The organism is Halomonas sp. A11-A (assembly GCF_003182195.1).
Classification (GTDB): Bacteria; Pseudomonadota; Gammaproteobacteria; order Pseudomonadales; family Halomonadaceae; genus Halomonas; species Halomonas alkalicola.
In genome coordinates this window covers 37,189-63,110 of sequence record NZ_QGTM01000019.1, presented here as the reverse complement: position 1 = coordinate 63,110, position 25,922 = coordinate 37,189, and the positions used below count along the sequence as shown (strand labels likewise).

General features: G+C 68.9%; 30 protein-coding genes and 1 pseudogene. 17 read left to right on the top strand and 14 right to left on the bottom strand.

The features are described from left to right. Positions 1-99 (top strand): annotated as a pseudogene (locus DER72_RS16470) (DUF3581 domain-containing protein); the annotation flags it as partial. Positions 100-133: 34 nt separating this feature from the next. Here the strand turns inward: DER72_RS16470 and DER72_RS12050 are convergent. From DER72_RS12050 to DER72_RS12030, 5 genes are all read right to left on the bottom strand, one after another. After that, on the bottom strand, positions 134-1,030 hold the full coding sequence (locus tag DER72_RS12050; RefSeq protein WP_110070232.1) for a universal stress protein: 897 nt from the start codon (positions 1,028-1,030) through the stop codon (positions 134-136). Positions 1,031-1,173: 143 nt separating this feature from the next. After that, positions 1,174-1,425, bottom strand: a complete 252-nt coding sequence (locus tag DER72_RS12045) for a hypothetical protein (RefSeq protein ID WP_110070231.1) — start codon at positions 1,423-1,425, stop codon at positions 1,174-1,176. A 12-nt stretch (positions 1,426-1,437) separates the two neighbouring features. After that, complete coding sequence (locus DER72_RS12040) at positions 1,438-1,671, bottom strand: DUF1289 domain-containing protein (protein WP_110070230.1); 234 nt, start codon at positions 1,669-1,671, stop codon at positions 1,438-1,440. Continuing rightward, positions 1,668-2,081: an alternative ribosome rescue aminoacyl-tRNA hydrolase ArfB gene (gene arfB, locus DER72_RS12035; protein ID WP_110070229.1), complete on the bottom strand. Its 414-nt coding sequence runs from the start codon at positions 2,079-2,081 to the stop codon at positions 1,668-1,670. Before arfB ends, DER72_RS12040 begins: the two co-directional genes overlap by 4 nt. A gap of 39 nt (positions 2,082-2,120) precedes the next feature. Then, positions 2,121-2,336 (bottom strand): DUF3820 family protein, encoded by a 216-nt coding sequence (locus DER72_RS12030; RefSeq protein WP_110070228.1) that lies wholly within the window; start codon positions 2,334-2,336, stop codon positions 2,121-2,123. 511 nt (positions 2,337-2,847) lie between these two features. On the opposite strand from DER72_RS12030, the gene nfsA reads away from it, so the two are divergent. Further along, positions 2,848-3,579: an oxygen-insensitive NADPH nitroreductase gene (gene nfsA / locus DER72_RS12020; protein ID WP_110070226.1), complete on the top strand. Its 732-nt coding sequence runs from the start codon at positions 2,848-2,850 to the stop codon at positions 3,577-3,579. Between the two features lie 91 nt (positions 3,580-3,670). Here nfsA and DER72_RS12015 read toward each other — a convergent pair whose 3' ends face one another. Beyond that, positions 3,671-3,895, bottom strand: a complete 225-nt coding sequence (locus DER72_RS12015; RefSeq protein WP_110070225.1) for a hypothetical protein — start codon at positions 3,893-3,895, stop codon at positions 3,671-3,673. Positions 3,896-4,378: 483 nt separating this feature from the next. Here DER72_RS12015 and DER72_RS12010 point away from each other — a divergent pair, with 483 nt between their 5' ends. Then, positions 4,379-4,954: a nucleoside deaminase gene (locus DER72_RS12010; RefSeq protein ID WP_110070224.1), complete on the top strand. Its 576-nt coding sequence runs from the start codon at positions 4,379-4,381 to the stop codon at positions 4,952-4,954. 122 nt (positions 4,955-5,076) lie between these two features. Here the strand turns inward: DER72_RS12010 and DER72_RS12005 are convergent, their stop codons facing one another. From DER72_RS12005 to DER72_RS16465, 4 genes are all read right to left on the bottom strand, one after another. Next, complete coding sequence (locus DER72_RS12005; RefSeq protein WP_110070223.1) at positions 5,077-5,931, bottom strand: sirohydrochlorin chelatase; 855 nt, start codon at positions 5,929-5,931, stop codon at positions 5,077-5,079. A gap of 398 nt (positions 5,932-6,329) precedes the next feature. Continuing rightward, on the bottom strand, positions 6,330-7,370 hold the full coding sequence (locus DER72_RS12000) for a YafY family protein (RefSeq protein WP_110070222.1): 1,041 nt from the start codon (positions 7,368-7,370) through the stop codon (positions 6,330-6,332). Positions 7,371-7,435: 65 nt separating this feature from the next. Next, complete coding sequence (locus DER72_RS11995; RefSeq protein WP_181395664.1) at positions 7,436-8,029, bottom strand: hypothetical protein; 594 nt, start codon at positions 8,027-8,029, stop codon at positions 7,436-7,438. 44 nt (positions 8,030-8,073) lie between these two features. Then, positions 8,074-8,424, bottom strand: coding sequence for a hypothetical protein (locus tag DER72_RS16465; protein ID WP_258306291.1), 351 nt, complete (start codon positions 8,422-8,424; stop codon positions 8,074-8,076). A gap of 29 nt (positions 8,425-8,453) precedes the next feature. Between DER72_RS16465 and aroQ the strand changes: the two genes are divergently transcribed. Then, entirely contained in the window at positions 8,454-8,897 is a 444-nt protein-coding gene (aroQ, locus tag DER72_RS11985) for a type II 3-dehydroquinate dehydratase (RefSeq protein WP_110070220.1), read from the top strand. Positions 8,898-8,906: 9 nt separating this feature from the next. On the opposite strand, the gene DER72_RS11980 is transcribed toward aroQ, so the two are convergent. After that, on the bottom strand, positions 8,907-9,326 hold the full coding sequence (locus tag DER72_RS11980) for a hypothetical protein (protein WP_110070219.1): 420 nt from the start codon (positions 9,324-9,326) through the stop codon (positions 8,907-8,909). Positions 9,327-9,458: 132 nt separating this feature from the next. Here DER72_RS11980 and DER72_RS16620 point away from each other — a divergent pair, with 132 nt between their 5' ends. Next, entirely contained in the window at positions 9,459-10,526 is a 1,068-nt protein-coding gene (locus DER72_RS16620) for a cache domain-containing protein (RefSeq protein WP_110070218.1), read from the top strand. Positions 10,527-10,623: 97 nt separating this feature from the next. On the opposite strand, the gene DER72_RS11970 is transcribed toward DER72_RS16620, so the two are convergent. Beyond that, positions 10,624-11,619, bottom strand: a complete 996-nt coding sequence (locus DER72_RS11970) for an LLM class flavin-dependent oxidoreductase (RefSeq protein WP_110070217.1) — start codon at positions 11,617-11,619, stop codon at positions 10,624-10,626. 196 nt (positions 11,620-11,815) lie between these two features. Here DER72_RS11970 and DER72_RS11965 point away from each other — a divergent pair, with 196 nt between their 5' ends. The 4 genes from DER72_RS11965 (at position 11,816) to DER72_RS11950 (ending at position 15,980) form a co-directional block, all read left to right on the top strand. Then, positions 11,816-13,450, top strand: coding sequence for a BCCT family transporter (locus DER72_RS11965; RefSeq protein ID WP_110070216.1), 1,635 nt, complete (start codon positions 11,816-11,818; stop codon positions 13,448-13,450). A 105-nt stretch (positions 13,451-13,555) separates the two neighbouring features. Then, complete coding sequence (locus DER72_RS11960; protein WP_258306290.1) at positions 13,556-13,744, top strand: hypothetical protein; 189 nt, start codon at positions 13,556-13,558, stop codon at positions 13,742-13,744. A 121-nt stretch (positions 13,745-13,865) separates the two neighbouring features. Continuing rightward, positions 13,866-15,221 (top strand): MFS transporter, encoded by a 1,356-nt coding sequence (locus DER72_RS11955; RefSeq protein ID WP_258306289.1) that lies wholly within the window; start codon positions 13,866-13,868, stop codon positions 15,219-15,221. Between the two features lie 12 nt (positions 15,222-15,233). Next, entirely contained in the window at positions 15,234-15,980 is a 747-nt protein-coding gene (locus DER72_RS11950) for a sulfite exporter TauE/SafE family protein (RefSeq protein ID WP_258306288.1), read from the top strand. Between the two features lie 39 nt (positions 15,981-16,019). On the opposite strand, the gene DER72_RS11945 is transcribed toward DER72_RS11950, so the two are convergent. Further along, the gene (locus DER72_RS11945; protein ID WP_258306287.1) at positions 16,020-16,637 is read right to left on the bottom strand and encodes a hypothetical protein; all 618 of its coding nucleotides are present in this window, start codon (positions 16,635-16,637) and stop codon (positions 16,020-16,022) included. Positions 16,638-16,755: 118 nt separating this feature from the next. On the opposite strand from DER72_RS11945, the gene DER72_RS11940 reads away from it, so the two are divergent. From DER72_RS11940 to DER72_RS11910, 8 genes are all read left to right on the top strand, one after another. Then, positions 16,756-17,280: a TIGR02281 family clan AA aspartic protease gene (locus tag DER72_RS11940; RefSeq protein WP_110070214.1), complete on the top strand. Its 525-nt coding sequence runs from the start codon at positions 16,756-16,758 to the stop codon at positions 17,278-17,280. A gap of 7 nt (positions 17,281-17,287) precedes the next feature. Beyond that, a complete protein-coding gene (locus DER72_RS11935) occupies positions 17,288-18,316 on the top strand; it encodes a YihY/virulence factor BrkB family protein (RefSeq protein ID WP_110070213.1) in 1,029 nt (342 codons plus the stop codon). Next, the gene (locus tag DER72_RS11930; protein ID WP_110070212.1) at positions 18,313-19,350 is read left to right on the top strand and encodes a nitronate monooxygenase family protein; all 1,038 of its coding nucleotides are present in this window, start codon (positions 18,313-18,315) and stop codon (positions 19,348-19,350) included. The genes DER72_RS11935 and DER72_RS11930 overlap by 4 nt, the downstream gene beginning before the upstream one ends. Before the next feature lie 31 nt (positions 19,351-19,381). Beyond that, positions 19,382-21,148 carry a VRR-NUC domain-containing protein gene (locus DER72_RS11925; protein WP_110070211.1) on the top strand — a complete coding sequence of 589 codons (1,767 nt, stop codon included), beginning with the start codon at positions 19,382-19,384 and terminating at the stop codon, positions 21,146-21,148. After that, a complete protein-coding gene (locus DER72_RS11920) occupies positions 21,145-23,238 on the top strand; it encodes an ATP-dependent DNA helicase (protein WP_375153276.1) in 2,094 nt (697 codons plus the stop codon). The genes DER72_RS11925 and DER72_RS11920 overlap by 4 nt, the downstream gene beginning before the upstream one ends. Then, on the top strand, positions 23,145-23,561 hold the full coding sequence (locus tag DER72_RS16670) for a helicase C-terminal domain-containing protein (protein ID WP_375153277.1): 417 nt from the start codon (positions 23,145-23,147) through the stop codon (positions 23,559-23,561). Before DER72_RS11920 ends, DER72_RS16670 begins: the two co-directional genes overlap by 94 nt. Before the next feature lie 10 nt (positions 23,562-23,571). Beyond that, positions 23,572-24,237, top strand: a complete 666-nt coding sequence (locus DER72_RS11915) for a cupin domain-containing protein (RefSeq protein WP_110070210.1) — start codon at positions 23,572-23,574, stop codon at positions 24,235-24,237. A gap of 109 nt (positions 24,238-24,346) precedes the next feature. Next, entirely contained in the window at positions 24,347-24,526 is a 180-nt protein-coding gene (locus DER72_RS11910; protein WP_110070209.1) for a PLDc N-terminal domain-containing protein, read from the top strand. Positions 24,527-24,622: 96 nt separating this feature from the next. Here the strand turns inward: DER72_RS11910 and DER72_RS11905 are convergent, their stop codons facing one another. After that, entirely contained in the window at positions 24,623-25,873 is a 1,251-nt protein-coding gene (locus tag DER72_RS11905; protein ID WP_110070208.1) for a ribonucleotide-diphosphate reductase subunit beta, read from the bottom strand. Positions 25,874-25,922: the final 49 nt, after the last annotated feature.

The window sequence follows — 25,922 nt, the reverse complement described above, 5'->3', positions numbered from 1 at the left end:
AAGAAGCTGGTGGTCAGCGGCCTGTGCGACTACGACCCGACCTCCATGGACGAGATCGTCACCGAGTTCTATCGCCTCAAGGCCGCCTACGAGGCCTGACGCACCCGCGAGCGCTGCCGGGCAATAGGCGGGGTCAGACCACCACGGTGACCGGGCAGGGCGCCAGGTCGATGACCCGGTGGCTGACGCTGCCGAGCAGCGACTCGCGCCACTTGCCCAGCCCGCGCCGGCCCATCACGATCATCGGCCGCTCCGCCAGGTGGTGGCGTGCCCGGGAGACGATCGCCTCGGCGAAGCGCTCCTCGTGGAGCAGCACCTCTTCGATGCCCGCGGGGATCTCCCCCAGCGCCTCCCGCGCCAGGCGAAAGACTCGCCCGGCCTGGCTCTCCTCGCCCTCCTCGTGCCCCCCGAACTGGCCACCGGGCTGGCAGAACACCAGCTCCACCGGCACCCCAGCGCTGCGTGCCAGGTCGCCGGCCAGCCCCGCCGCCTGGTTGGCATGGCGCGAGCCATCCACCGGCAGCAGCACCCGACCGATGCCCGAGGCCTCCTGCATGCTGGCATCGTCGTGGACGATGGTTACCGGGCAGCGGGCGCGGTGCACCACCTCGTTGCTGACGCTGCCTTGCACGAACTTACCCACCTCGCTCAGGTGGCGCGCCCCCAGCACCAGCAGGCAGTCGGGCTGGCTGCGCGCATGGGCCACGATGGCCCGGTCCGGGTGGCGGATGAAGGTGCTGTCCTCCAGCACTACCTCCTCCGGGGCCGGTGTCAGGTCGGGCTCGATGGCCGCACGGGCCTTGGCGAAGGCCTCCTCGGCGATCTCGAGGCGCACCGTCCGGTCATGGTCGGCCTCGGCCTGGCGGTTGGCGGGAATATCGCACAGCTCTGCCGGGTTGAGGGGCATCACATGCAGCAGCTGCAGCGGGGCGTCCAGCAGCCGGGCCAGCAGGCTGGCATGGCGGGCCGCCGCGGCGGCCGTGGGTGAACCGTCCACCGGGACGATGATCCGAGAGACCTGCTCACTCATCGACACACTCTCCCTTGATGACTGTCGTTGCCCCTGCAGAGCGGGCGGGGCTGGACTAGATTAGCAGCCTCCGGTGGCCGCCGTCGCCCCTGCTCTCAGGCCACCCGCAGCCGCTTGGCTCCCGGCGCCCCGAGCCGTCTGGTTCAACCGGGTGGCTCACCTTGCGGGACACCGGCCGCGCAATGCCGAATCCGATGGTGCAGCAGCACCAGCCCGGCGGCCTGCAGACACACCAGGCCGATCAGCAGCGGGGCGAAGGCGCCGGTGCCGGACCACTCCAGTAGCGGGCCGGTCAGCGACGGCCCCAGCAGGCCGCCGCTCATGCCGATGGCCACGAAGGCCGCAAAGTAGCTGTAGGTGGTTCGGCGTGCGCCCTCGGCGGCAGCTGCCGTCATCCCTGCTCCCCCTCAGCCGCGCTGGGCCACGGCCCGCCGTTCGGCCTCCTGTGCGTCGGCGGCCCGCCGGGCCTGGGCATCCAGCCGCTGCCAGACGGCCTCGCGCTGGGCCGCATCCATTCTCGACCAGCGGGCGATCTCGTCCAGGGTGCGGTGGCAGCCCAGGCAGAGCTCGCCCACCGGCCGACAGACCTTGATGCACGGGGACTCGGGGCGTGTCGGGAGCCCTGCTTCGCGCGCGCTCACTCGCTCACCTTCCCGCGCAGCGCCTTGGTCCTGCCCTTGCGAGTCTTGGCGTCGACCCGCTTGCGCTTGGCGGCGCGGGTCGGCTTGGTGGGCTTGCGCACCCGGCGCTGCTTCACCGCCTCGCGGATCAGCTCGCGCAGGCGCTCGAGGGCATCCTCGCGGTTATGCTCCTGGGTGCGGAAACGCTGGGCCTTGATCACCACCACCCCCTCCTGGGTGATGCGCTGGTCGGTGAGTGCCAGCAGCCGCTCCTTGTAGAAGGGCGGCAGGCTGGAGCGGCGGATGTCGAAGCGCAGGTGGATGGCGGAGGCCACCTTGTTGACGTTCTGGCCGCCGGCACCCTGGGCGCGGATCGCGTTGAGCTCGATCTCCCAGTCGGCCAGTTCCACGGAGTTGGAGATGCGCAGCATGGGGCTCCTGCAGGTGTTGGCAATCGCGAGGAGGGCGGGTCAGCGCGGCGGGCGCAGCGGCTCGAGCAGCTCGCCCAGCCCGTTGTGGTCGATCTCGTGCATCAGCGCCAGCAGGGCGCCGAGCCGGCCGGGCGGGAAGCCCTCCCGGGCGAACCAGGCCAGGTAGGGGCCCGGTAGGTCGGCGATCACCCGGCCCGCGTACTTGCCGTAGGGCATGCGCAGGGTGACCAGCGTCTTCAGGTCCTCGGGTCTCATTCGCCTACCTCCATGCCTCTCTTTCGCCGTCGTCCTGTGACCCGACGGTTCTGGCGCCACACTCTAGGCGCTGTCCGAAAACTGACCGCGCTCGACCATACAGCGTTAAAAATCAGCTCAAAGTACTCATTTACACCCCGTAAACTCCGTCTTTTCGCTGATGTTTGCCTTGTCTGTCCTTCGCTCGCCGACTTTTCAGGCAAACCCTAGCCCGGATATTGCACTGGGCATGAAAAAGGCGGCTGAAAATCGGTTGTAATTCAAGCTCCTACACCAGAATCAACCGCATCAGCCGCCATGACAAAATGTACCATGCCGTCAGCCTCCTTTCCACGCTGCAAAGGCCGTCAGATCGTCGCCCGTTTCGATGGCGGTGATGTCACTGCCGACGGCGGCATCCTGCTGCTGCGTCAGCTCGAGCGAGTGTCGGCGCACTGGCCCCGGTTGCGCCACCTCGCGCCAGCTGGGTTATGCTGGGCAACATCCTTAGCCGACTAGCGAGCGAGGCCCCATGAACCCCACCATCGAACTGCTGAAGTCCCATCGTTCCATTCGCAAGTTCACCGACCAGCCGGTCTCCCGGGCGCTGCTGGAGGAGCTGATCCGTGCCGGTCAGAGGGCGGCCACTTCCAGCCACGTGCAGGCCTATACGGTCATTCACGTGAAAAACCCGAAGAACCGTGAGCTGATCGCCGAGCTGGCCGGCGGCCAGTCCTACGTGGCCAGTTGCGGCGCCTTCCTGGTCTTCTGCGCCGACATGAAGCGGCCCACCGACGCCGCCGAACGCACCGGCGCCCGGGTGATCCGCGGCATGACCGAGCAACTGCTGGTGGCCAGCGTGGACACCGCCCTGATGGCCCAGAACGTGGCCATCGCCGCGGAATCCGAGGGGCTCGGCATCTGCTATATCGGCGGGGTGCGCAACAACCCCCAGGAGATCAGCGACCTGCTCGGCCTGCCCGACCATGTCTACCCGGTGTTCGGCATGTGCCTCGGCTACCCGGCTCACCAGCCGGACATCAAGCCGCGTCTGCCGGTGGAGGCGATCCTCAAGGAGGACACTTATAGCGACGACCGCGAGCTGGTGGCGGCCTTCGACGAGACCATGCGCGCCTACTACCAGTCGCGGAAGGGCGGCAACAAGCAGAGCAACTGGTCGCAGAACCTCACCCCGCTGTTTGACACCAAGCTGCGCCCCCATATGCGCGATTTCCTGGTCGAGCGTGGCTTCGAGATGAAGTGATGACGCCCCGGTCATGAGCCCGAATAGCGCCCAAAGAAAACCCCCTCCCGGCGGGGAGGGGGGCGTTATACAAGCGGCTGGCAGGCGGTAATCAGTCGTCGTTGACAGCCAAGGGGCGGTTTTCGCCGGTACGAACTTCGTCCCAGGCCTGTTCGAGGGTGTAACCCTGGCGGGCATCGACCGTGTCGATAACCTCAACCGCGTTCTGCAGGGACTCACCACTGCCCTTGAGGGCGACCACCAGCTTGGCAAGATCGAGCTTGCTGAAGGTGTTGGCGATAAGATCGGCTTGCTGGCTAAGTTGGATGCAGTTCATTTTTCAATCCTCATCAAGGTCATCATTACCCCGGGGGAAATCCCGTCTTGGGGTTGCCATCTCCGATGGCGTTCTGGTGCCTTGGCTACTCATGCCGGGCCGGGTAAGTGCCCCATGCTGCAACCGCGACAGGTCTGCAAGCTTTCCAAGACCTTTGCTTCTGGCGCCTGGATCAGAGATTACTTGGCGCTCAGGTTGTAGCCGGAATCAGGGCGGTGAATCGGGGTAGCGACCCTCTGTCCTGATTCATGACTCCACTATGGGTCAGGGCCACCACTCCCACAACGCGCCATTAGCCGCACAGGGGGTTGTAGTATGACTACACGGAGAGCCTGAGGGCTCGAGGAAGGTAACGAGACTACGAGGAGGGGAAGGAGTGCCGCCAGGATGGAGAAAAGAGGGGCGGATGAAGCGGTCTCCAGCGGGCATTAACCTACAGGCTGATGGTGGCCTGCGCCACTCGACTTTCGGTGAGGAGGGAGCATGGAAACGCTGTTGAATGCCGGTGCGGAGGTGACCGAGGCGGCGCTGGCCGCCATCGCCCATATGCCGACCGCCAGCCTGCCGGTGCTGATGGATGACGACTTCGCCCGGCGGCTCTCCGATGCCGACCTGATGCGTATCGCGGTGCTGCTGGCCCGGAAGAGCCATGACGAGGGCGGCTGCCCTATCGGGGCGGTGATCGTCGACAACACCACCCGGCGCATCGTCGGCAAGGGGCACAACACCCTGGTGCAGGAGAACCACCCCTACAACCACGGCGAGACCTCGGCGATGCGCGATGCCGGCCGCCTCGACTTCGGCCGGACGACGCTCTTCACCTCGCTGAGCCCCTGCCAGGTCTGCGCCACGCTGCTCTACATGCGCGGCGTCTCGCGGGTAGTGGTGGGCGATGTCACCAACGCCTCGGGCACCGAGGCCCTGCTGCAGGAGAAGGGCGTGCAGGTGGAGATCCTCGAGGACCCACGCGGCATCGAGCTCTACGCACGCTTCCGCGCCGGCAACCCCGAGCTCGACCTCGAGGACTGGAAGGGGCTGAGTGCCACCCATCGGCGGTGATGTCGCTCCGGCCCCAGGGGTCAGCGAAGCGCCAGCGTCTCGCCAGGAGCTGGCGCGGGTCATGGCAAACCGCTGAGGCGAGAGGCGGGCTTGCCGGTATTAGCGGCCGCAGTGGCGCCGCTTCAGCCACCGGCCGGCAGCGACAGCAGCAGCGGGGTGCCGGCCAGGCCCTGCGCCAGGCGGGTGGCGAGGATCTCCAGGATGCCGTCATGCTCCCCCGCCAGCCGGGTGGGGGTGACGCGCAGCCCCGGGGAGTGCGCCATGGCCTGTTCGCAGATCTCCGCGATGTCGCCGCCCTCGCCGGCGTGGCGCCCCGGGGAGAGAAACAGCATGGCGAGTATCACCTCGCTGCCGGCCATGGCCTCGGCGGCCAGCAGGTCCTCCAGTAGCGGCTCGTTGAAGCGGTAGGCGTCGCCGTCACGCCGCTCCATGGAGGCGAAGGTGACGCACTCGGCCTCCTCGCTCAGCAGCACGCTGAGCTGGCCGGCCAGGTAGTTGCGCACCGCCGTGACCTCGGGAATCGGACTGCCGTGGTCGACCAGCACCACCCTGGGCCGCGACGTGCCGTTCATCTGCTCGCGCACGTTGTCGGCCAGCAGCCGCGCCAGGCGCAGGTCCAGCGGGGCCTGGCTCTCTACCAGCGGCAGCGCCACCTTCACGGCGAGCCGCGGATGGCGCGCCTGCACCTCGGCCAGGCGCTCCGGCAGATAGCGGGTCAGCGCCTGGCTGGGCCCGAAGAAGAAGGGCAGGATCACCAGCTCGGTCACGCCCTCTTCCGCCAGCTGCTCGGCCCGCGGCCCCAGCGACACCGCCTTCTTTCCGCCGAGCTCCTCGGCCGGGATCTTGTAGGAGTGCAGCAGGGAGGCGGCCTCGACCTCCTGGCCGGTGGCCTCGCCGAGGGCCCGGGCCAGGCGGCGCAGGTTGAGGGTGGCCTGGGCCCGCAGGGAGCCGTTGTCGACGAGCAGGATCTTTCGCATGGAGGCCTCTGGCTGGCTTGGATGGGCTGGCATGGATTAGCTGGCACGGATCACGAAACGCACGGCGGTGCCCACGGCGCCAGGGGCCATGACACTACCGGGCGGAGGGGTGGTCAAGCGGCATGATGAACGGGCGCCCGCCATGGGCGCCCGCAGGAAGGGGAGGGCAAGACGGCTGCCGGCGACTTGAAGCGTGAAGTGGACCCCATCCTTCGGACCGCCTGACAGGTCATCTAAGCTCGGATCGGATCATCATCGGCGTCAGGCTGCAATTGATTCTAAATAGCTATAAGAAAGCGGGAAAATGTTGGCGTTCTGGCATTACTCACCGGCCATTCGCGCTGAAGAAGCCGATCCTGATAAGCGATGCCACCAGTCAATGCCTCCAGACCGCTCAATCAGCACCCTCGTGAATGAGGCGGGGTTTGGGTGGTTGTTATACGTTCCACGATGACTTTAGCAGACGCATAAATCTCGCTACGCCAGGCTTCAGGCTCAAGCACGTCCACATTGGCGCCCATGCCCATCAGCCACCACAGGGTCTGCTGATCGTCGGGTACCTCGGCCTCCAGGCGTTGCCAATCGCTGTCGGGTAGCGGCGTAAGCTGTTGTTTCTCGGACAGCGGTGTCTCGCTAAGCAGCCAGGCCATCTGGGGCGCGATATTGGCCACCAGCGTCACGGGTGCCTTGCTCTGCAGATAGCCGAAGGCGCCGCCCGCAATGTAGTCGTCCAGGTCAAAGTCTTCGGCGTCATGCCAGGCGGCCTCGCTGAGGCGTGCCTCCTCGATGCGGTGCAAGGCGAACTGGCGAACATCCGTGTAGTCGTGCACCGTGGCCAGCAGGTAGGTCACGCTGTGGCGGCTGACCAGTCCCTGCGGGTGCAGGGTGAACTGCTTTTTCTCCTCGGCACTGCGCGACAGGTAGGTAACATCGATGGCGCGCTTGCTCAGCAGGGCTTCGGTAACCGTTTGCCATGTCGCCGCACTGAGTGGTGCTGGAATCAGAGCCTTGCCGTTGGGGATGGCACGAACCCGCCGGGCCCACTGACTCAGGCCGTTCTGCTCCAGGTCATCAAGCAATTGGCGGGAGTCGCGAAACTGCGGGGCCAACTGGTCGACCACCACCGGCGGCAGCAGGCCCTTCAGATGCTCCTCAGCCAGCACAAGGGTGAGAGCGCTGGGGATGTCCAATGCCGGCAGGTTGCAGTGGAAATCCCGATCGAAATACCAGCGGTAGGGCTTTTGGTTGTCATCACACACTAGCGGGAAGTGCAGCGACAAACGGTCTCGCAGGTCGCGCTGCAGCGAGCGGGCATCTATCTGGAACCCTCGCTCCTGGAGCTTCTCCAGCAGCACCGGCGTGCTGATCCGCCCGGGGCTCCTCGGAATCAGCTGTAGCATGGCCAGGTAGCGGAACAGGGTGTCGCGTATTTCGGACATGGACGCTCCGTGTCGTGTCGCTGAGCTCTGAGATTTTGTCAGCCTAAGGGAAGTGGGGAAGCAAATCACCTACGACCGAGCAGCCAGCCGGCGACAGAGTCAGGAAGCCAAGCGGTACCCAGATAATGCCGGACTGTGGCTCGGACGTGTTGCCGCCAGTCCTCCTCCAGATCCGTCAGGTCAGTGACCGGCAACGTGGCCCTGGCCTGCCAGGCCAGCTGATCAGCACTCTGCTCCAGCTCCAGGAAGGGATGCTCATCCAGCCATCCATAGACCTCACGTCGCCGCCAGGTGATGGCAAAGGGGAAAAGCACGGCATCCATCGGCAACTCTGCGCCCAGCTGCATCAGCTGAGTATTGATGGCGTGGTCGCATGCAAGGTGCCAGCGGCGTGGATCCCTCACATTGCGCGGCCGATAGTCACCGGCTGCTGCGTGCCAGACCAGGTGCTCTTGAACCTGGCGTCGCTGAAGCTCGCTAAGTTCAGCACTCCAGGCCGGATTGAAGACGAGACAGCGGCCATCGGTAGTGGCCGTGGCAAGCCACGGTTCGTCCACCGGCACGACCTCCAGCGGTTCCGCGAGTGCGGCCGTGACGGGGTGGTGTTCTGCCCATGCCAGGCGATCCCTCTGCCATGCCGCTACCTGTTCGGCGGCCATTGCCACCGTGGCTCCTCTGCTCGTTCCGAGGCTTCTGTCCTGTCTCATGTCTCCCCCTCCTGGCTCGGCTGGAGCCCATGCTCGACCAGCGAAGCGACATACTGTGTCGCACTCTTGAGACACACTTGGGGTATCACACTGAACAGGAGGTTGAGGCAGGCGAGAAAGGGCACCACGTCATCGAAGGCCTGGCGGGAGAGGATGGAGCCTACATTGAGGATCTTGTAGGGGCCGTTCTCCTTGCCCTGCGCGATCATCTGCTTGGCGGCTTCCTCGCAGCCCTCGATGTTCAGGTCGGCCGCGCAGACGTTGGCACCCTCTGCCTTGTAACCCGTGGGGCCGCGACACACAATCAGCCGATCGAGGAGTGGCGCCCTGGCGGCCTTCCTGGACACTCGGATTTCACGGCGTGGGAGACTGACGGATGAGTCAGCGCAAGATACTGGTACTGCACGGCCCCAACCTCAACCTGCTGGGCACCCGCCAGCCGGAGATCTACGGCCACGAGACCCTCGAGGAGATCAACAGCGGGCTCTATGAGCGGGCGGCGCTGGAGGGCTGGGAGGTCAGCTGCCGGCAGAGCAATCACGAGGGAGAGCTGATCGACTGGATCCAGGCGGCACGCCTGGATGGCACCGCCGCCATCATCATCAATCCGGCGGCCTACACCCATACCTCGGTGGCGATCCTCGATGCCCTCAACGCCTTCGAGGGGAGGGTGATCGAGGTGCACCTCTCCAACGTCCACCAGCGCGAGAGCTTTCGCCACCACTCCTACGTCTCGCTGCGCGCCGACGGGGTGATCGCGGGGCTCGGCAGCCAGGGCTATCGCGCCGCCCTGGAGGCGGTGATGCGCCAGCCCGGCTGAGGCCGGGCGTCAGTCGCGGCGGGGCTCGCGCTGGGCCGGGTCATCGCCCCTGGCCTCGTCACCCTTCACCACATAGTCCCCTTCCAGCACCTGCTGCTCGCGGTAGCTGCCGTCGGCGCCGCGGGTCTCGCGGTAGCGGGTCTCCCGGTAGTGGAAACCGCTGCCGATGTCCTCGGCCTGGTCGGCGCGCATCTTCTCCATGCGCTTCTTCAGCCGGTAACGCAGCAGCGGCATCAGCGCCCAGCCGAGCAGCAGAAAGAAGAGCCCCAGCACCATGGCGACGATCATCATGGCGCCGAACAGCAGCCAGGCCAGCAGCATCTTCAGGCTGCCCAGCAGGCCTTGGGGGCGCGCCTGGCGAGCGCGGGCCTGCCACTGGCGGGCGGCCTGCCAGGCCGGGTTGTGGCGCGGATCATGGGGATCGCTCATGACAACTCCTATCGGTGACTGCCCCCTTGGAACCCGGGGCGGCGGTTTCGTTCGTCTGGCCCGCTTCTTGCTTCATTTAGGATGAGCGCCGTACCGGCCTCGTCCCCGCATCCCAGCAGAAGGACGCCCGCCATGCAAGATAACCGTATCCTCGAACTCGCCTACGCCATCGCCGAGACCACCCGCGACAAGGTCGGTGCCATCGAGTCGATCATGCGCGAGACCGAGATCCTCGCCCTCAATGCCCGTATCGAGGCGGCCCGAGCCGGAGCGGCGGGGGCCGCCTTCGGGGTGGTGGCCGAGGAGATGGGGCGGGTCTCCGGCAGCATCAGCGGCATCGCCCGAGGCTTCCGCGGCGAGGTGGAGGCCCAGGCCCGGCGCCTCGAGGAGGCGGGCACCGAGATGCTCACCGAGCTGCGTGGCCAGCGCTTCACCGACCTGGCGCTGAATGCGGTGGAGATCATCGACCGCAACCTCTTCGAGCGCTCCTGCGACGTGCGCTGGTGGGCCACCGACAGTGCCGTGGTGGACGCCGTGGAGACGCCGACGGCGGACCGCCGGGCCCATGCCAGCGCGCGCCTGGCCACCATCCTGCGCTCCTATACCGTCTACCTGGATTTGTGGATCACCGACCGCCAGGGCCGGGTGATCGCCAACGGCCGCCCGGACCGCTACCCGGGAGTCGTGGGCCATGACGTCGCCGGCCAGGCCTGGTTCCGCCAGGCCCTCGCCACCACCAACGGCGACGACTACAGCGTCGCCGATATCGCCCGGGAGCCGGCGCTGGACGATGCCCCCGTGGCCACCTATGCCACCGCCATTCGCCGCGGGGGCCGCCACGACGGCGAGGTGCTGGGCACCCTGGGGATCTTCTTCGATTGGGCGCCCCAGGCTGAGGCGGTGGTGCAGGGGGTGGGGCTTAGCGAGGAGGAACGGGCGCGCAGCCGGGTGATGCTGCTCGACGCCGAGGCGCGCATCCTCGCCGACTCCCGGGGCCAGGCCGCTCTCAGCGAGCGCTACCCGTTGGCCACCGAGGGCCGCGAGCGGGGGTATGGCCAGGAGAAGGCGCGCCTGGTGGCCTTTGCCAGAACCCCGGGTTACGAGACCTATGCCGGCCTGGGCTGGTACGGGGTGATCGAGTACACCGAGGTGCCGCCGGAGGGCGCCAAATTGGTGCATGAGTCATCGCTTGTTGAGTGAAAGTGGTGCAGTCATGGGCCCGGCGGCTCGGTGCTCGTCACGGGTTGCGCCCTCCTGGTGCCGCGGCTCGGGACGAATGCGCCAAGACGGCGCCCACTCACCGTCCCCGGGCCTCGGCCACCAGGCGGTAGCTGGTCAGGCGATCCTCGGCGCTGTAGACGTCGGTAGTGATCATCAGCTCGTCGGCGCCGGTGGCCGCCAGGAAGGCCTCCAGCCCGTCGCGCACCGTCTCGGGGCCGCCGATGATGGCGGCGCTCAGGAACTGCTCCACCTGGGCGCGCTCCAGCGGCGTCCAGTCGAGCTCTTCCACCGGCGGCTGGGAGAAGGTGCGCCGGCCGCGGATTAGGTTGAGGAACTTCTGCTGGGCGCTGGTGGCCAGGTAGTGGGCCAGGGCATCGTTTTCGGCGGCGATCACCGGCAGCCCCACCAGGGCATAGGGGGCCGCCAGCTGCGGCGAGGGCCGGAAGGCCTCCCGGTAGCAGCGCAGGGCCTCGAACAGGTAGCCCGGGGCGAACTGGGCGGCGAAGGCGAAGGGCAGCCCCAGGCGTCCGGCCAGGCGGGCGCTGTAGTCGCTGGAGCCGAGCAGCCAGATCGGCACCTTGGTGCCCTGGCCGGGCACCGCACGCACCCGCTGGCCGGGCCGCTCGTCATCTAGGAAGCCCTGCAGCTCCTCGAGCCGCTGGGGGAAGTCCTCGACGCCGGCATAGGGATCCCGGCGCATGGCGGCCATGGTGGCGCCGTCGGAGCCCGGTGCGCGACCCAGGCCCAGGTCGATGCGCCCGGGGTAGAGGGTCTCCAGGGTGCCGAACTGCTCGGCGATCACCAGGGGCGGGTGGTTGGGCAGCATGATGCCGCCGCTGCCCACCCGGATGCGCCGGGTGGCGCCCGCCACGTGGCCGATCAGCACGGCGGTGGCGGCGCTGGCGATGCCCTCGATGCTGTGGTGCTCGGCGAGCCAGAAGCGGGTGTAGCCCAGCCGCTCGGCCAGCTGCGCCAGGGCGACGCTCTCCCGGAAGCTGTCCGCCGCGCTGCCCCCCTCGCGGATCGGGGCCAGGTCGAGAACGGAGAGAGGCGTGTCGGCGAGACGGGGCATGGTTCCTCCAGAATGTTAGCCTGCTGATGAAGCCTACCATGGGGGCCGGCGGATCGCCGTGCAATCCTCCTGGTCGAAGGTGCCGCGCCGCCGGCCTGGCCGAAGGGCACTGGTGGCCACGAGGGTCGCCATGGTAATGCTGGGCCAGGCTGGTAGAGTATTTCTTGTACAACTCCTTCACAAAAAGGACTCTCTGATGGCAGACCATGGAGGAAAGACGGTCTTCACCGTCTCTGCACTCATCATCCTGGCGCTCGTTGCGGTCGGGGCCGCCTTCCCCGAGGGCTTCGGCAATGCGGCCAGTGCCGCCCTGGCTGGCGTCACCCAGCTGTTCGGCTGGTTCTACCTCTTTTCCGTGTTCGGCTTCGTGATCTTCCTGCTGGGCCTGGCCTTCAGCAAGTATGGCAAGATCCGCCTCGGCCCCCAGGACAGCACCCCGAGCTACAGCTTCTTTTCCTGGGTCAGCATGCTGCTGGCCGCCGGCTTCGGCGTGGGTCTGGTCTTCTACGGCATGGCCGAGCCGATGTTCCACTACATCGACCCGCCCTACGGCGACGTGCCGGCCGAGACCACCGACTCGGCCCGCTACGCCATCCAGTACGCCTATTTCAACTGGGGCATCCACCAGTGGGCGGCCTTCTCGGTGGTAGGGCTGATCATCGCCTACTTCCAGTTCCGCAAGGGGCAGGCCGGCCTCGTCTCCTCGGTGCTCTCCTCGGTGACCGCCAAGTATCCCGGTGCGCGTCGCTACGCGCCGGCGCTGGATATCTTCGCCGTGGTGGCCACGGTGATGGGGGTGGCGACCTCCCTGGGGCTCGGCGTGCTGCAGATGAACGGCGGGCTCAATGTCGTCTTCGGCCTGCCGGAGTCGGTGCTCTGGCAGTTCCTGATCCTCTTCGTGATGTTCCTGGCCTACATGGCCTCCACCTGGTCGGGCCTGGACAAGGGGATCAAGCGCCTCTCCAACCTCAACATGCTGCTCTGTATCGGCCTGATGCTCTACGTGCTGGTGACCGGCCCCACGGTGGCGATCCTCGAGACCATCACCCTGGGGATCGGCGACTACCTGCAGAACTTCATCGGCATGAGCCTGCGCATCTCGCCCTACTCGGACAACACCTGGGCGGCCAGCTGGACCATCTTCTACTGGGCCTGGGTCATCGCCTGGTCGCCCTTCGTGGGCACCTTCGTGGCACGGGTCTCCCGCGGCCGCACCATCAAGCAGTACGTGTTCGGCGTGCTGATCGTACCGCCGCTGCTGGCCTGCCTGTGGATCGGCGTGTTCGGCGGCGCGGCGCTCAACATGGAGCTCTCCGGCGACGTGGGGCTGGCCGCAGCCACCCAGGCCAACATCACCGTGGCGCTGTTCGAGATGTTCGCCCTGATGCCCTTCAGCGGCCTGCTCTCGGTGGTGGCCATGATGCTGATCTTCACCTTCCTGGTCACCTCGGCGGACTCCGCCTCCTACATCGTGGCCCAGATGACCGACAACGGTTCCATCAACCCGCCCCTCTACAAGCGGGTGATCTGGGGCGTGCTGATCGCCGCCATCTGCCTGACGCTGATTGCCGCCGGCGGCCTGACCGGCCTGCAGTCGGCCTCGGTACTCGCGGCGCTGCCCTTCACCTTGATCCTCTACGGCATGGTGATCGTGCTGGTGCGCGAGCTGCGCGCCGACCGCCGCGCGATGCTGACCCAGCTCTACCGCCGCCACGGCGAGACCCCGGTGGGGGCAGACGCCTTCGAGGCCGAGCAGCTCGGGGAGGAGGAGCGTCTGCGTCGGGCCCCCAACGTGGTCAACCGCCGCATCAACCGTCGCGAAGGCATCTAGCCGCTCGCGAAGGCTGGCGTAGCGCCATCGACCTGGGCCGTCGCCACTGGCCTGGCGGCGGCCCAGGCCGTAAGCTCAGGGAAATGGTGAAAACGGATTTCGACCATGTCGATGATGCCCACTGCCCGCGGCCCCCGCCGCGGGGCTACTCGGCGCCGCCAGCCGCGGCGTGGCCCAGGCCTGACCGGCGGGGCCGGATTTGATCGCTGGCTCGACCGTCTGGTGGATATCGCCGTGATCGTGGCGCTGGTGGTGGGCGCCACGGCCCTGCTCCTGACCCTGGTGACCCGGTAGGACATGCGGGGCCTGCTGCTTCTTATCCTGCTGGCCGGCGCCATGCGCCTCGGCGGTTCGAGATGGTACGCCTCTGGCCCATGCTGCTAGGCTTGCCGTCTCGACCCGCAAGGACAGCCCCATGTCACCCCTGACCAGCGTCACACCGCCGCGGACCCGCGCCTCGCGCAAGGAGATCCTCGGCTGGGCGATGTTCGACTTCGCCAACCAGGCCTATACCCTGCTGATCATCACCGTGGTGTTCGGCGAGCTCTTCACCACGGTGATCGTCGGCGACCGCGGCGATGGCTACCGGCTGGCCAACTTCCTGTGGAGCCTGGCGCTGGCGGTGAGCTACCTGCTGGTGGTGGTCACCGGCCCCCTGTGCGGGGCGGTGATGGACTACCAGGCCTCCAAGAAGCGCTTCCTGTTCGCCAGCTACCTGGCCACCGTAGCCACCACCGCTATGCTCTACTTCGTGGCGCCGGGCTACGTGGTGCTGGGGTTGCTGCTGATCGTGGTCTCCAACTACGCCTACTCCATGGGGGAGTCCTTCATCGCCGCCTTCCTGCCCGACCTAGGGCCGCCGGAGGATCTCGGCAAGATCTCCGGCTTCGGCTGGGCGTTGGGCTACGTGGGCGGGCTCTTCGCCGCGGGCTTCACCCTGATGGTGCTGGGCGAGGCCACGGCGGAGAACTTCGAGCGCATCCGCTGGGTGGGGCCCTTCGCCGCGGGCTTCTTCCTGGTCAGCGCCATCCCCACCTTCCTATGGGTGAAGGAGCGCGGCACGCCACAGCCGGCGGGGAAGCCCTACCGGGAGATCGCCATCGAGCGTGTCTCCACTACCCTGCACGAATTGAGGCGCTTCCGCGACCTGGCTACCTTCCTGGTGTCGCTGCTCTTCTCCATGGCAGGGGTCTACATCATCATTGCCTTCGCCTTCATCTACGGCGCCCAGGTGATCGGCTGGGACGCGTCGATCCGCAACCTGATGTTCATCATCGTGCAGATCACCGCGGCGGCAGGCGCCCTGGGCTTCGGTTTCCTCCAGGATCGCATCGGCACCAAGGTCACCTACCTCTTCACCCTGGGGCTCTGGGTGGCGGCGATCCTGGCCATCTGGGCGACCCCGGAGGTCACCGCCTTCCTCAATGTGCGCTTCGCCCTCGATTGGGAGGCCCAGCACCTGTTTCTCTTCGTCGGCTGCCTGGCCGGGCTCTCGCTGGGTTCCAGCCAGTCGGCCAGCCGCGCCCTGGTGGGGCTCTTCTCGCCCACCCGCAAGGCCGCCGAGTTCTTCGGCTTCTGGGGCCTGGCCAACAAGCTGGCCGGGGTCTTCGGCATCGTGGCTCTCGGCCTGCTGCAGACGGTAGTGGGCCTGCAGGCCTCGATCCTGCTTTGCGCCGCGCTCTTCATCGTCGCCATCCTGATCTGCCTGGGCGTCGACCAGGCCCGCGGCCAGCGGGCGGCGGCGGAGTGGGAGGCGCGCAATGGTCGTTGAGGAGCGCGAGTGATGGGAGAGCCGCTCACCCTGCTGCTCGTCGCTGCCACCTTCCTGGTGGCCGGTGGCGTCAAGGGCGTCATCGGCATGGGCATGCCCACGGTGTCGCTGGCGCTGCTGGTCGCCACCCTGGGGCTGCAGCCCGCCATGGCGCTGCTGCTGGCGCCCACCCTGATCACCAATGTCTGGCAGGCGCTGGTGGGCGGTTACCTGGGGCGCATCGTCAGGCAACTTTGGCCCTTCCTGCTGGCCTCGGTGGTGACGGTGTGGCTGGGGGTGAGCATTCTGGCGCGGGTCGAGGTGCGCTGGCTCTCGGGGCTCCTGGGGGGGCTGATCGTCTTCTACGCGCTCGCCGGGCTGTTCAACCTGGGCCTGGCGAGGCTGGTCGGCGGCGGGCGTCATGCCGCGCCGGTCAACGGGGCCCTGACCGGCCTCCTGACCGGCATGACCGGCTCCTCGGTCTTTCCGGGCGTGGCCTACCTGCAGTCCCTGGGCCTGCCGCGGGAGATGCTGATCCAGACCATGGGCGTGCTCTTCGTGGCCACCACCCTGGCGCTGGGTCTCGCCCTGGGCGGCCAGCGCCTGCTCAGCATCGAGCTGGGCCTGCTCTCCCTGGCGGCGGTGGTGCCGGCGCTGGTGGGCATGCGGCTGGGGCAGTGGCTGCGCGGGCGCCTCTCGGAGGCGACCTTCCGGCGCGCCTTCCTCAGCGGCCTGCTGGCCATGGGCAGCTACCTGCTGGTGCGGGCCCTGGCGGGTTGAGCCGCCAGGGCGCCGGGGTCGCGCTGCATGACCCTGCCATCACTCCGCCAGGAAGGCGTGCAGCCGCTCGATGCCCTGGCTCTCCAGCAGCGCCTTCTGGACATCGACGAAGTCGCCGATGGTCACCACCGGGAAGTCCAGGCCCCAGGGCTCGCCGGTCTCGGGGTGGGGCGAGGCCGGGCCGGTGGTGGTCACGTTCGGGTCATGGGCGTTGAGGTTGACCAGGGTGTCCGAGGCGATGATGTAGTACTCGTCGGTATCCAGCGGCTTGCCGGGACCGATGATGCTGTCCCAGTAGCCGGCGGGGCCCTCCTCCTCGTAGCGGCCGGCGGCGTGGCTGGTGCCCGAGAAGAAGTGGGTGATCAGGATGGCGTTGTCCCGGGCCTCGTTGAGGGTGCCGTAGGCCTCCCAGCCCACCGCCAGGTCCGCGATGGTCTCGCCGCCGCGGGTGGTGTATTCCTCCATCTCGAAGACCTGCTTCTCGACAACGCCATCCCAGGCGTAGGCCGCGCCCGCCATCAGCAGCGCCGCCCCCAGGCAGAGGCCGGCGGCAAGGGCCTGAAGGGGAACGGGAGAGGGGTGGTGAGAGGAGTGGTGACAGGAAGAGTGGGAATGATGGGCGCTCGGGGGAGTCGAAAGCTGAGTGCTGTCCTGCATGGGGCGTTATCCTTGTGATTGAGCGGGTGTCCGGCCGGACGGCATTCAGTACAGTCAGGGAGGAGTGAGGTGTCAACGCGGGAGTGTCACAGGCCACCAACGCCCCGGGAGGCGTGCCATGAGCGATGACAACAGGGCGGTTCGGCGCACCGGGCTCGGCATGATGCTGCTGTTCTGGATGCTCTTCATCGGGGCCGGGACCTGGTGGTTCCACGGCTTCCTGGAGAGCCAGCGCAACCCCAACGCCCACCTGGTCAACGCCGTGAATGGCGAGAGCTCGGTGGTGCTGGAGCGCAACCGCGCCGGCCACTTCCTGGCCACCGGGCGCATCAACGGCGAGCCGGTGGAGTTCCTGCTCGATACCGGGGCCACCTACGTGGCCGTCTCCTCGGCGCTGGCCGAGCGGCTGGGCCTGGAGGCGACCGGCAGCGCCTGGTTCAATACCGCCAACGGCCGGGTGCGCGGCGAGCTCACCACCCTCGACGAGGTGAGCCTCGGCGGCTTCGCGGCCCGCGAGGTGCGCGGCTCCATCAGCCCCGGCATGGAAGGCGAGGTGGCGCTGCTCGGCATGAGCTTCCTCAACCGCTTCGACATCGAGATCCGCGACGCCCGCATGGTCCTCCACCCCGCCGGTTCCAACTGAGGACGTCATGACCCTATCGCGTCGCGGCCGGCGCGCCGCCAGGCCCGCACAGATTCCCGGTCCCGGCTGGCTCGACATCCTCTGGCGCGTCAAGGAGCAGCTGGCCGACGACCGCGTCGGCCTGCTGGCCGCCGGCATCGCCTTCTATGCCCTGCTCTCGGTGTTTCCCGCCATCGCGGCGGTGATCTCCCTCTGGGCCCTGGTGCTCGACCCCCAGGACATGGCACGCCAGATCGCCGAGCTGGCACGCTTTGTGCCGCCAGAAGCGGCGGGGCTGATCGAGGAGCAGGCCCGCGAGATCGGCGACAACACCCCCACCGGCCTCAGCCTGACCGCCCTCGGCAGCCTGGCGGTGGCCCTGTTCGCGGCCTCCAAGGGAGTGCGCGGGCTGATCATCGCCCTCAACCTGGTCTACGGCGAGGAGGAGCGGCGCGGTCCGCTGGGCCGCCAGCTGGTGGTGGCCGCCCTGACCCTGGGGCTGATCGCCCTGACCCTGGTGAGCCTCGTGGTGGTGGCGCTCTTTCCCCTGGCCAGCGGCCAGCTCGGCCTGACGGGTGCCCCGGCCCTGCTGGCCGGCCTGGCGCGCTGGTCGGTGCTGCTGCTGGTAATGATGGCGGTGATCGCGGTGCTCTACCGCTTCGCCCCCTACCGCCGCTCGCCGCGCTGGCAGTGGGTCAGCGTGGGCAGCGTCACCGCCACCCTGCTGTGGATCCTGGGCTCTGCCGGCCTCTCGCTCTACGTGGGGCGCATGGCCACCCTGAGCCAGCTCTACGGCTCCCTCGGTGCCGTGGTGGTGCTGATGCTGTGGTTCTGGCTATCGGCCTTCGTCGTCTTGCTGGGCGCCGAGATCAACGGTGAAATGGAGCGCCAGACCCGCCGCGACACCACTGTCGGCGAGCCCCGGCCCCTGGGCGAGCGCGGCGCCTTCGTGGCCGACACCCTGGGGCCCCGTCGGCCCTGGCGCCGCGATGGCAAGGGCGATGATTCACCCGACGTGACACCCGACGTTCCACACGAGCCAGGAGAGCCCCGATGAGCCTGACCCAGACCCTCGGCATCACGCTGCCGATCCTCCAGGCCCCCATGGCCGGCGCCCAGGGCAGCGAGTTGGCCATCGCCGTGGCCCGAGCCGGCGGCCTCGGCGCGCTGCCCTGCGCCATGCTCGCGCCCTCGGCCATGGCCGAGGAGCTTGCCGCCTTTCGCGCCGCCACCTCGGCCCCCGCCAACGTCAACTTCTTCTGCCATGCGCCGCCCGCGCCGGACGCCGCCGCCCAGACTCGCTGGCACGAGGCGCTTGCCCCCTACTACGCCGAGTTCGGTCTCGACATCGGCGCGGTGCCGGCTGGGCCGGGGCGGCGCCCCTTTGACCACGAGGCCTGCGAGGCCATCGCGCCCTTCCGCCCCGAGGTGGTGAGCTTCCATTTCGGCCTGCCCGAGGCCGCGCTGCTCGAGCGGGTCAAGGCGTGGGGCGCCAGGGTGCTCGCCTCGGCCACCACGGTGGCGGAGGCCGAGTGGCTCGCGGCCCACGGCGCCGATGCCATCATCGTCCAGGGGCTGGAGGCGGGCGGCCACCGCGGCATGTTCCTGGCCGAGGCGATCACCACCCAGGTGGGCACCTTCGCGCTGCTGCCCCAGGTGCGCGAGGCCGTCGACCTGCCGCTGATCGCCGCCGGCGGCATCGCCGATGCCCGTGGCGTGGCGGCGGCCCGGGCGCTGGGGGCCGAGGCGGTGCAGGTGGGCACCGCCTTCCTGTGCTGCCCCGAGTCGACCATCTCGGCGATCCACCGCCGGGCGCTGATGAGCCAGGCGGCCCGCCACACGGCGCTGACCAACCTCTACAGCGGCCGTCCGGCCCGGGGCATCGTCACCCGCCTGATGCGCGAGCTGGGGCCGATGGGCAGCGCCGCCCCCGCCTTCCCCCTGGCCACCGCCGCCATCGCCCCGCTGCGTGCCGCCGCCGAGGCCTCCGGCAGCGGCGATTTTTCACCGCTCTGGGCGGGCCAGAACGCCAGCCGCTGCCGTGAGGTGCCTGCCGCCGAGGTGGTGGCCGCGCTGGTGGAGGGGCTGTGAGCCGGGCAGTGGCGGCTGATATCATGGATGGATGACCAGTAACTCGCCCGCCGCCTCCCTCGCGGACCCCTTCTACTACCTGGTGAACTTCCAGTTCGTGCTGGCGTGGGTCGCCGAGCGCCATGGCGACCTGCTCGGCGCCGAGGAGCAGGCGTTCCTGGCCGACTTCGCCGCGCTGCCCCGGGCCTCCCGGGCGCTGCTGGTGCGTATGGTGATGCGCCGTGGCGAGTACTTTCGCACCTCGAAGCTCGTCTATCCGGAGATCAGTGCCGAGACCGGTGCCGACAGCAAAGAGAGGGCCGACAGCGAAAAGGGTGCCGCGAGCGACCCTGGCGAGGCGGCCCTGGCGCCCCTGGTGGCCGTCGGCCTGGTCGAGGCGGCCCCCGCCCTCTCCCTGGAGACCCTCTTTGCCCAGCTGCGCCTTCCCGAGCTGCGCGTGGCTCTGGCCGAGGAGGTTCGCGCCGCGGGCCTGCCGGTCTCCCTGGGCAAGGGGGCGCTCTTCGACGCACTGGCCCCGCGGCGCCTCGAGGCGCGCCCGCTCGCAGAGTGGTGGCCGGCGGCGCCGGATCGGGTGGTGCACCTCACCGTGATGGCCACCTGCGACCGGCTGCGGCTGATGTTCTTCGGCAACCTGCGCCAGGACTGGTCCGACTTCGTGCTCGCCGAGCTCGGGGTGCAGCGCTTCGAGCGGGTGCCCTTCAGCGCCGACTCCCGCGCCTTCCGGCAGCGCGAGGAGGTGGATGCCTACCTGGCCCTGCACCGGCTGCGCGAGCGGCTCGACGCCGGCGAGCCCGCGTCGATGCTGGCTGCCGAACTGCCTCCGGTGCCGGCGGACAACCCCTGGCTGTCGGCGCGGCGACGGCGCCTGGCGCTCGCCCTGGGGCGCCAGGCGGAGCGTGACGGAGAGGGCGAGCGGGCCCTTGGGCTCTACCGCCAGGCGGGTTGGCCGGCGGAGACCGGCAGCGCCGAGGCGCGCATCCGCCACCTGCGCCTGCTGGAGCGCCGGGGCGAGCACGCCGAGGCCCATGCCCTGTCGGAAGCCCTGGCCGAGGCCCTCGCCGGCGGGTCACCGGGGGAGGCGGAGGCCCAGGCCCTGGCGCGGCTGCTCCCCCGGCTGCGGCGCCGACTGGGACTCACACCGCTGCCCCGGGAGGCAGCGCCTGATCCCGAGCGCTTCGAGTGCTGTCTGCCGCGCGCTTCCAGCGTCGAGCGTGCGGTGGGCGAGCACCTGGCCCGTGATGACGCCCCGGTGGCCTACGTGGAGAACACCCTGCTCACCGGGCTCTTCGGCCTGCTCTGCTGGGAGGCGCTCTTCGCGCCCCTGCCCGGCGCCTTCTTTCACCCCTTCCACAGCGGCCCGGCGGACCTCTACCGGGAGGGGTTCGTGGCCCGCCGCCGCGACCGCTTCAACGCCTGCCTGGCGCGCCTCGACGACGGCCTCCACCGCCCGGCGATCCTCGCCACCTGGCGGGAGAAGCAGGGGCTCGCCAACCCCTTCGTGCACTGGGTGGCGCTGGACGAGGCGCTGCTGTCGCTCTCGCTCGACTGCCTGCCCGCCGAGCACCTGCGCGCCTGCTTCGAACGGCTGCTGGGGGACCTCAAGGCCAATCGCGCCGGCCTGCCGGACCTGATCCAGTTCTTCCCCGAGGCGCCCGCCGGGGAGCCCCGCTACCGGCTGATCGAGGTGAAGGGCCCCGGCGACCGCCTGCAGGACAACCAGCGCCGCTGGCTCGCCTTCTTCCGGGAGCACGGCATCCCCGTCGCGGTCTGCCACGTGCGCTGGGCGGACCCCGCATGAGCGGACCTTGCATAAGTGAGGCGCGACGCCTGCGGGTGGCGGTGCGCACCCTGTGCGACTTCACCGCCCGGGAGGGGGACCTCGACCACCGCTTCACCCCGGCGCCCAGCGCCGAGGAGGGCATCGCCGGCCACGCCGAGATCGCCCGCCGCCGCGGCGAAGGCTACCAGCGCGAGGTGGCACTCGCCGGCGTGGTCGAGGGGCTCGAGGTGCGCGGGCGCGCCGACGGCTATGACCCGGCCGCCCGCTGCCTGGAGGAGGTGAAGACCCATCGCGGCGACCTCTCGCGCATGGCGGCCAACCAGCGCGCCCTGCACTGGGCCCAGGCGAAGGCCTACGGCGCCCTGCTCTGCGTCGAGCGGGGCCTGGCCGAGATCACCCTGGCGCTGGTCTACCTGGAGGTGGGCAGCGGTCGGGAGACCCGCCTCGAGCAGCGCTTTGAGGCCGCCGAGCTTACCGCCTTTCTCGCCGCGCTGTGCCGGCGCTATCGCGTCTGGGCCGAGCAGGAGGCGGCGCATCGCGCGCGGCGGGATGCCGCCCTGCAGGGGCTCGCCTTTCCCCATGCCGACTTCCGCCCCGGGCAGCGGGCGCTGGCCGAGGGCGCCTACAAGGCCGCGGCCACCGGCCGCTGCCTGCTGGCCCAGGCCCCCACCGGCATCGGCAAGACCCTTGGCACCCTCTTTCCCCTGCTCAAGGCGATGCCCCGCCACGACCTCGACCGAGTGCTGTTTCTGACCATGAAGACCCCGGGGCGCGCCCTGGCGCTGTCGGCGCTTCGCCAGCTGGAGGCGAAGGGTGAGGCGGGAACCACAGCGGAGCCGGGCGGCGGACCCTCGGAAGCGGGGCCCGAGCGACTGCCGCTGCGGGTGCTGGAGCTTACCGCCCGGGAGAAGGCCTGCGAGTACCCCGGCCGAGCCTGCCACGGCGAGGCCTGCCCGCTGGCGGCGGGCTTCTACGATCGCCTGCCGGCGGCGCGCCAGGCAGCGGTCGAGCGCGGCTGGCTGGATCGCGAGGCGCTGCGCGAGGTGGCCCGCGAGCAAGGCGTCTGCCCCTACTACCTGGGCCAGGAGCTGGCGCGCTGGTGCGATGTGGTGGTGGGGGACGTCAACCACTGGTTCGACGCCAACGCACTGCTCCACGGCCTGGCGACGGCCAACCGCTGGCGGGTGGGTCTGCTGGTGGACGAGGCCCATAACCTGGTGGAGCGGGCCCGGGGCATGTACAGCGCCGAGCTCGACCAGCGCCGGCTCGCCCGCCTGCGCCGCAGCGCGCCGCCGGCGCTCTCCCGGCCGCTGGCGCACCTGGCCCGCCAGTGGCAGGGCGTGGTGAAGGAGGCGGGGCTGGCCGAGGCCGGCGAGCCGGGGCGGCCGGCCTATCGGGTGTTGGAGGGCGTGCCCGAGGCCATGGTGGGCGCCCTGCAGGGGGCGGCCAGCGCCATCACCGACTACCTGGGCGAGCACCCCGAGGGGGGCAGCGTCGAGCTCCAGGAGCTGCTCTTCGAGGCGCTGGCCTTCACCCGCCTGGCGGAGGCCTTCGGCGACCACTCGCTCTGCGACCTGGCCCGCCACGGCCGCGGCAGGGCCCTGCTGGGGCTGCGCAATCTGGTGCCGGCGGACTTCCTCGCCCCGCGCTTTGCGGCGGCTCACGCCGCGGTGCTCTTCTCGGCGACCCTGGCCCCGCCCGGCTACCATCGCGATCTGCTGGGGCTACCGGCACAGACGGTCTGGCAGTCGGTGGCCTCGCCCTTCGCCGCCGGGCAGCTCGAGGTGCGCATCCGCGCCGATATCTCCACCCGGCTGCGGGATCGCGAGGCCTCGCTGTCGCCCATCGTCGCCGAGCTGGCCGGCCAGTACCACCGCCGCCCCGGCAACTACCTGGCCTTCTTCAGCAGCTTCGCCTACCTGGAGCAGGCGCGTGTGGCCTTCGCCGAGGCGCATCCGACGATTCCCATCTGGACCCAGGTGCGCGGGATGGGGAGCCCGAGCGCGACGCCTTCCTGGCCCGCTTCACGCCGGAGGGGCAGGGCATCGGCTTCGCGGTGCTGGGCGGCGCCTTTTCCGAGGGGATCGATCTGCCGGGGGAACGGCTGATCGGCGCCTTCGTCGCCACCCTCGGCTTGCCCCCCTTCGACGACTTCAACGAGGCCCTGAAGGCGCGGCTTCAGGCCCGCTTCGGCCGCGGCGACGACTACGCCTACCGGGTGCCGGGGCTGATCAAGGTGGTGCAGGCCGCCGGCCGGGTGATCCGCGGCCCCGAGGACCGCGGTACCGTGGTGCTGATGGACGACCGCTTCGCCCGGCCCGAGGTGCGCGCTCGGCTGCCGGTGTGGTGGCAGCTGCCGGGAACGCTGGGCGATGCCGGCGGTCCGACCCACACGGCGGGGCCCTCGTCCGGCCCTGCAAGCCAACACTGAGGAGAGTGCCATGCGACTCAATGCCGACTTCGACCAGCGGGTGGTGGTCACCCCCGAGGCCTACCGCTGGGTCGACTCGCCCATGGCGGGGGTCGAGCGGATGATGCTCGATCGCATCGGCGAGGAGGTGGCTCGGGCCACCTCCCTGGTGCGCTATGCGCCCAACAGCACCTTCCCGTCCCATGAGCATGGCGGCGGCGAGGAGATCCTGGTGCTGGAGGGCGAGTTCGCCGACGAGCACGGCCGCTACCCGGCGGGCAGCTACCTGCGCAACCCCATCGGCACCGCCCATGCCCCCCGGGTGGGGGAGCAGGGCGCGACGATCTTCGTCAAGCTGCACCAGTTCTCGCCCGAGGATACCGAGCAGAAGGTGATCGATACCCGCTCGGCCGAGTGGCGCCCGGGGCTGGTGGAGGGGCTTTCCGTGATGCCCCTGCATGACTTCGAGGGCGAGCACGTGGCGCTGGTGCGCTGGGCGCCCAACACCCGCTTCCAGCCCCACGCCCACTGGGGCGGCGAGGAGATCCTGGTGCTGGAGGGCGTCTTCCACGACGAGCACGGGGCCTATCCCGCCGGCAGCTGGCTGCGCAGCCCCCATCGCAGCCAGCACACGCCCTTCACGGGCGAGGAGGGCGCGCTGATCTACGTGAAGGTGGGCCACCTGCTGCCGGACTGAGCGCGCGAACGCCCCGTCACATTTCGCTACCCGGCTTCCTTTGTCTCCCGGTGGTGCGCTGTGCTACCCATGAAAGGGGCAATTCGCCGAATGGACAAGGAGACGTCGAATGGGAATCGAAGTGACCGGCCTGCTGGGCCTGATCTGGCTGATCATCGTGATCTGGGCCGTCGTCAAGGTGGCCAAGAGCTCGGCCGGGCCCGTGGCCAAGCTGCTGTGGATCCTGATCCTGCTGTTCTTCCCGCTGCTCGGGCTGATCATCTGGTTCCTGCTGGGGCCAAAGGGGTAGCCGCCATGCCTCACCATGGCGATGCAAGAGCAGCGGGCCGCCCTCGGGCGGCCCTTTCGTAGTGGTGCGCCAGGCATGGCGTGTCCAAGCCGGGGTTCAATCCCAGCTCAGTGCGCCGCCCACCTGGTACTCGGTGACCCGGGTCTCGAAGAAGTTCTTCTCCTTGCGCAGGTCGATGATCTCGCTCATCCACGGGAAGGGGTTCTGGGCGCCGGGGAACTGCTCCTTGAGGCCGATCTGGGCCAGGCGACGGTTGCAGATGAAGTGCAGGTACTCCTCCATGATCGCCGCGTTCATGCCCAGCACGCCGCGGGGCATGGTGTCCCGGGCGTAGGCGATCTCGAGCTCGGTGCCCTCGAGGATCATCTGGGTCACCTCGTCCTGGAACTCGGGGGTCCAGAGGTGCGGGTTCTCGATCTTGATCTGGTTGATCATGTCCACGCCGAAGTTAAGGTGCATGGACTCGTCGCGCAGGATGTACTGGAACTGCTCGGCGACGCCGGTCATCTTGTTGCGCCGACCCATGGAGAGGATCTGGCTGAAGCCGCAATAGAAGAAGATGCCTTCGGTGACGCAGTAGAAGGCCACCAGGTTGCGCAACAGCTCCTGGTCGGTCTCCGGGGTGCCGGTCTGGAAGTCCGGGCGGGCCAGGGACTGGGTGTGCTTGAGGCTCCAGGCGGACTTGGCGGCCACCGAGGGCACCTCGCGGTACATGTTGAAGACCTCGCCCTCGTCCATGCTCAGCGACTCCACGCAGTACTGGTAGGCGTGGGTGTGGATCGCCTCCTCGAATGCCTGGCGCAGCAGGTACTGGCGGCACTCGGGGTTGGTGATCAGCCGGTAGAGCGCCAGCACCAGGTTGTTGGCCACCAGCGAATCGGCGGTGGAGAAGTAGCCCAGGCTGCGCTCGACGATGCGCCGCTCGTCCGCGGTCAGGCCGTCCTGGCTCTTCCACAGGGCGATGTCGGCGTTCATGTTCACTTCCTGGGGCATCCAGTGGTTGGCGCTGCCATCCAGGTACTTCTGCCAGGCCCACTCGTACTTGAAGGGCACCAGCTGATTGAGATCGGCGCGAGCGTTGATCATCTGCTTGTCGTCGACCTCGATGCGTGCCGCGCCCATCTCGAGTTCCTCGAGGCCGGCGGCCACGTCGAGTGCCTCCAGGGACTGGCGGGCGCGCGCCAGACGGTCGCCATCGGCCACCTGATAGTTGCCGCGGCTCTCGGCAACGCTCTCGGGCTTGGCGGGCGCCGGCTGCGGCTTGGCGGCAGGGGCCGGGGTGGGTTCGGCCTTCGGCGCCTCGGCAACGGCATTTTCGTCTTCGTGGAACTCGTCCCAGTTCAGCATCTGTCTCTCTCCCGGTGACACTCCGGATGAATTCGGGGTTGACGAGAGG

What these genes read in the sequence shown, in the direction of transcription:
- DER72_RS12050 (WP_110070232.1), bottom strand. Translation starts at nt 1,030, where the DNA reads ATGAGTGAGCAGGTCTCTCGGATCATCGTCCCGGTGGACGGTTCACCC.
- DER72_RS12045 (WP_110070231.1), bottom strand. Translation starts at nt 1,425, where the DNA reads ATGACGGCAGCTGCCGCCGAGGGCGCACGCCGAACCACCTACAGCTAC.
- arfB (WP_110070229.1), bottom strand. Translation starts at nt 2,081, where the DNA reads ATGCTGCGCATCTCCAACTCCGTGGAACTGGCCGACTGGGAGATCGAG.
- DER72_RS12030 (WP_110070228.1), bottom strand. Translation starts at nt 2,336, where the DNA reads ATGAGACCCGAGGACCTGAAGACGCTGGTCACCCTGCGCATGCCCTAC.
- nfsA (WP_110070226.1), top strand. Translation starts at nt 2,848, where the DNA reads ATGAACCCCACCATCGAACTGCTGAAGTCCCATCGTTCCATTCGCAAG.
- DER72_RS12015 (WP_110070225.1), bottom strand. Translation starts at nt 3,895, where the DNA reads ATGAACTGCATCCAACTTAGCCAGCAAGCCGATCTTATCGCCAACACC.
- DER72_RS12010 (WP_110070224.1), top strand. Translation starts at nt 4,379, where the DNA reads ATGGAAACGCTGTTGAATGCCGGTGCGGAGGTGACCGAGGCGGCGCTG.
- DER72_RS12005 (WP_110070223.1), bottom strand. Translation starts at nt 5,931, where the DNA reads ATGCGAAAGATCCTGCTCGTCGACAACGGCTCCCTGCGGGCCCAGGCC.
- DER72_RS12000 (WP_110070222.1), bottom strand. Translation starts at nt 7,370, where the DNA reads ATGTCCGAAATACGCGACACCCTGTTCCGCTACCTGGCCATGCTACAG.
- DER72_RS11995 (WP_181395664.1), bottom strand. Translation starts at nt 8,029, where the DNA reads ATGGCCGCCGAACAGGTAGCGGCATGGCAGAGGGATCGCCTGGCATGG.
- aroQ (WP_110070220.1), top strand. Translation starts at nt 8,454, where the DNA reads ATGAGTCAGCGCAAGATACTGGTACTGCACGGCCCCAACCTCAACCTG.
- DER72_RS11980 (WP_110070219.1), bottom strand. Translation starts at nt 9,326, where the DNA reads ATGAGCGATCCCCATGATCCGCGCCACAACCCGGCCTGGCAGGCCGCC.
- DER72_RS16620 (WP_110070218.1), top strand. Translation starts at nt 9,459, where the DNA reads ATGCAAGATAACCGTATCCTCGAACTCGCCTACGCCATCGCCGAGACC.
- DER72_RS11970 (WP_110070217.1), bottom strand. Translation starts at nt 11,619, where the DNA reads ATGCCCCGTCTCGCCGACACGCCTCTCTCCGTTCTCGACCTGGCCCCG.
- DER72_RS11965 (WP_110070216.1), top strand. Translation starts at nt 11,816, where the DNA reads ATGGCAGACCATGGAGGAAAGACGGTCTTCACCGTCTCTGCACTCATC.
- DER72_RS11960 (WP_258306290.1), top strand. Translation starts at nt 13,556, where the DNA reads ATGTCGATGATGCCCACTGCCCGCGGCCCCCGCCGCGGGGCTACTCGG.
- DER72_RS11955 (WP_258306289.1), top strand. Translation starts at nt 13,866, where the DNA reads ATGTCACCCCTGACCAGCGTCACACCGCCGCGGACCCGCGCCTCGCGC.
- DER72_RS11950 (WP_258306288.1), top strand. Translation starts at nt 15,234, where the DNA reads ATGGGAGAGCCGCTCACCCTGCTGCTCGTCGCTGCCACCTTCCTGGTG.
- DER72_RS11945 (WP_258306287.1), bottom strand. Translation starts at nt 16,637, where the DNA reads ATGCAGGACAGCACTCAGCTTTCGACTCCCCCGAGCGCCCATCATTCC.
- DER72_RS11940 (WP_110070214.1), top strand. Translation starts at nt 16,756, where the DNA reads ATGAGCGATGACAACAGGGCGGTTCGGCGCACCGGGCTCGGCATGATG.
- DER72_RS11935 (WP_110070213.1), top strand. Translation starts at nt 17,288, where the DNA reads ATGACCCTATCGCGTCGCGGCCGGCGCGCCGCCAGGCCCGCACAGATT.
- DER72_RS11930 (WP_110070212.1), top strand. Translation starts at nt 18,313, where the DNA reads ATGAGCCTGACCCAGACCCTCGGCATCACGCTGCCGATCCTCCAGGCC.
- DER72_RS11925 (WP_110070211.1), top strand. Translation starts at nt 19,382, where the DNA reads ATGACCAGTAACTCGCCCGCCGCCTCCCTCGCGGACCCCTTCTACTAC.
- DER72_RS11920 (WP_375153276.1), top strand. Translation starts at nt 21,145, where the DNA reads ATGAGCGGACCTTGCATAAGTGAGGCGCGACGCCTGCGGGTGGCGGTG.
- DER72_RS11915 (WP_110070210.1), top strand. Translation starts at nt 23,572, where the DNA reads ATGCGACTCAATGCCGACTTCGACCAGCGGGTGGTGGTCACCCCCGAG.
- DER72_RS11910 (WP_110070209.1), top strand. Translation starts at nt 24,347, where the DNA reads ATGGGAATCGAAGTGACCGGCCTGCTGGGCCTGATCTGGCTGATCATC.
- DER72_RS11905 (WP_110070208.1), bottom strand. Translation starts at nt 25,873, where the DNA reads ATGCTGAACTGGGACGAGTTCCACGAAGACGAAAATGCCGTTGCCGAG.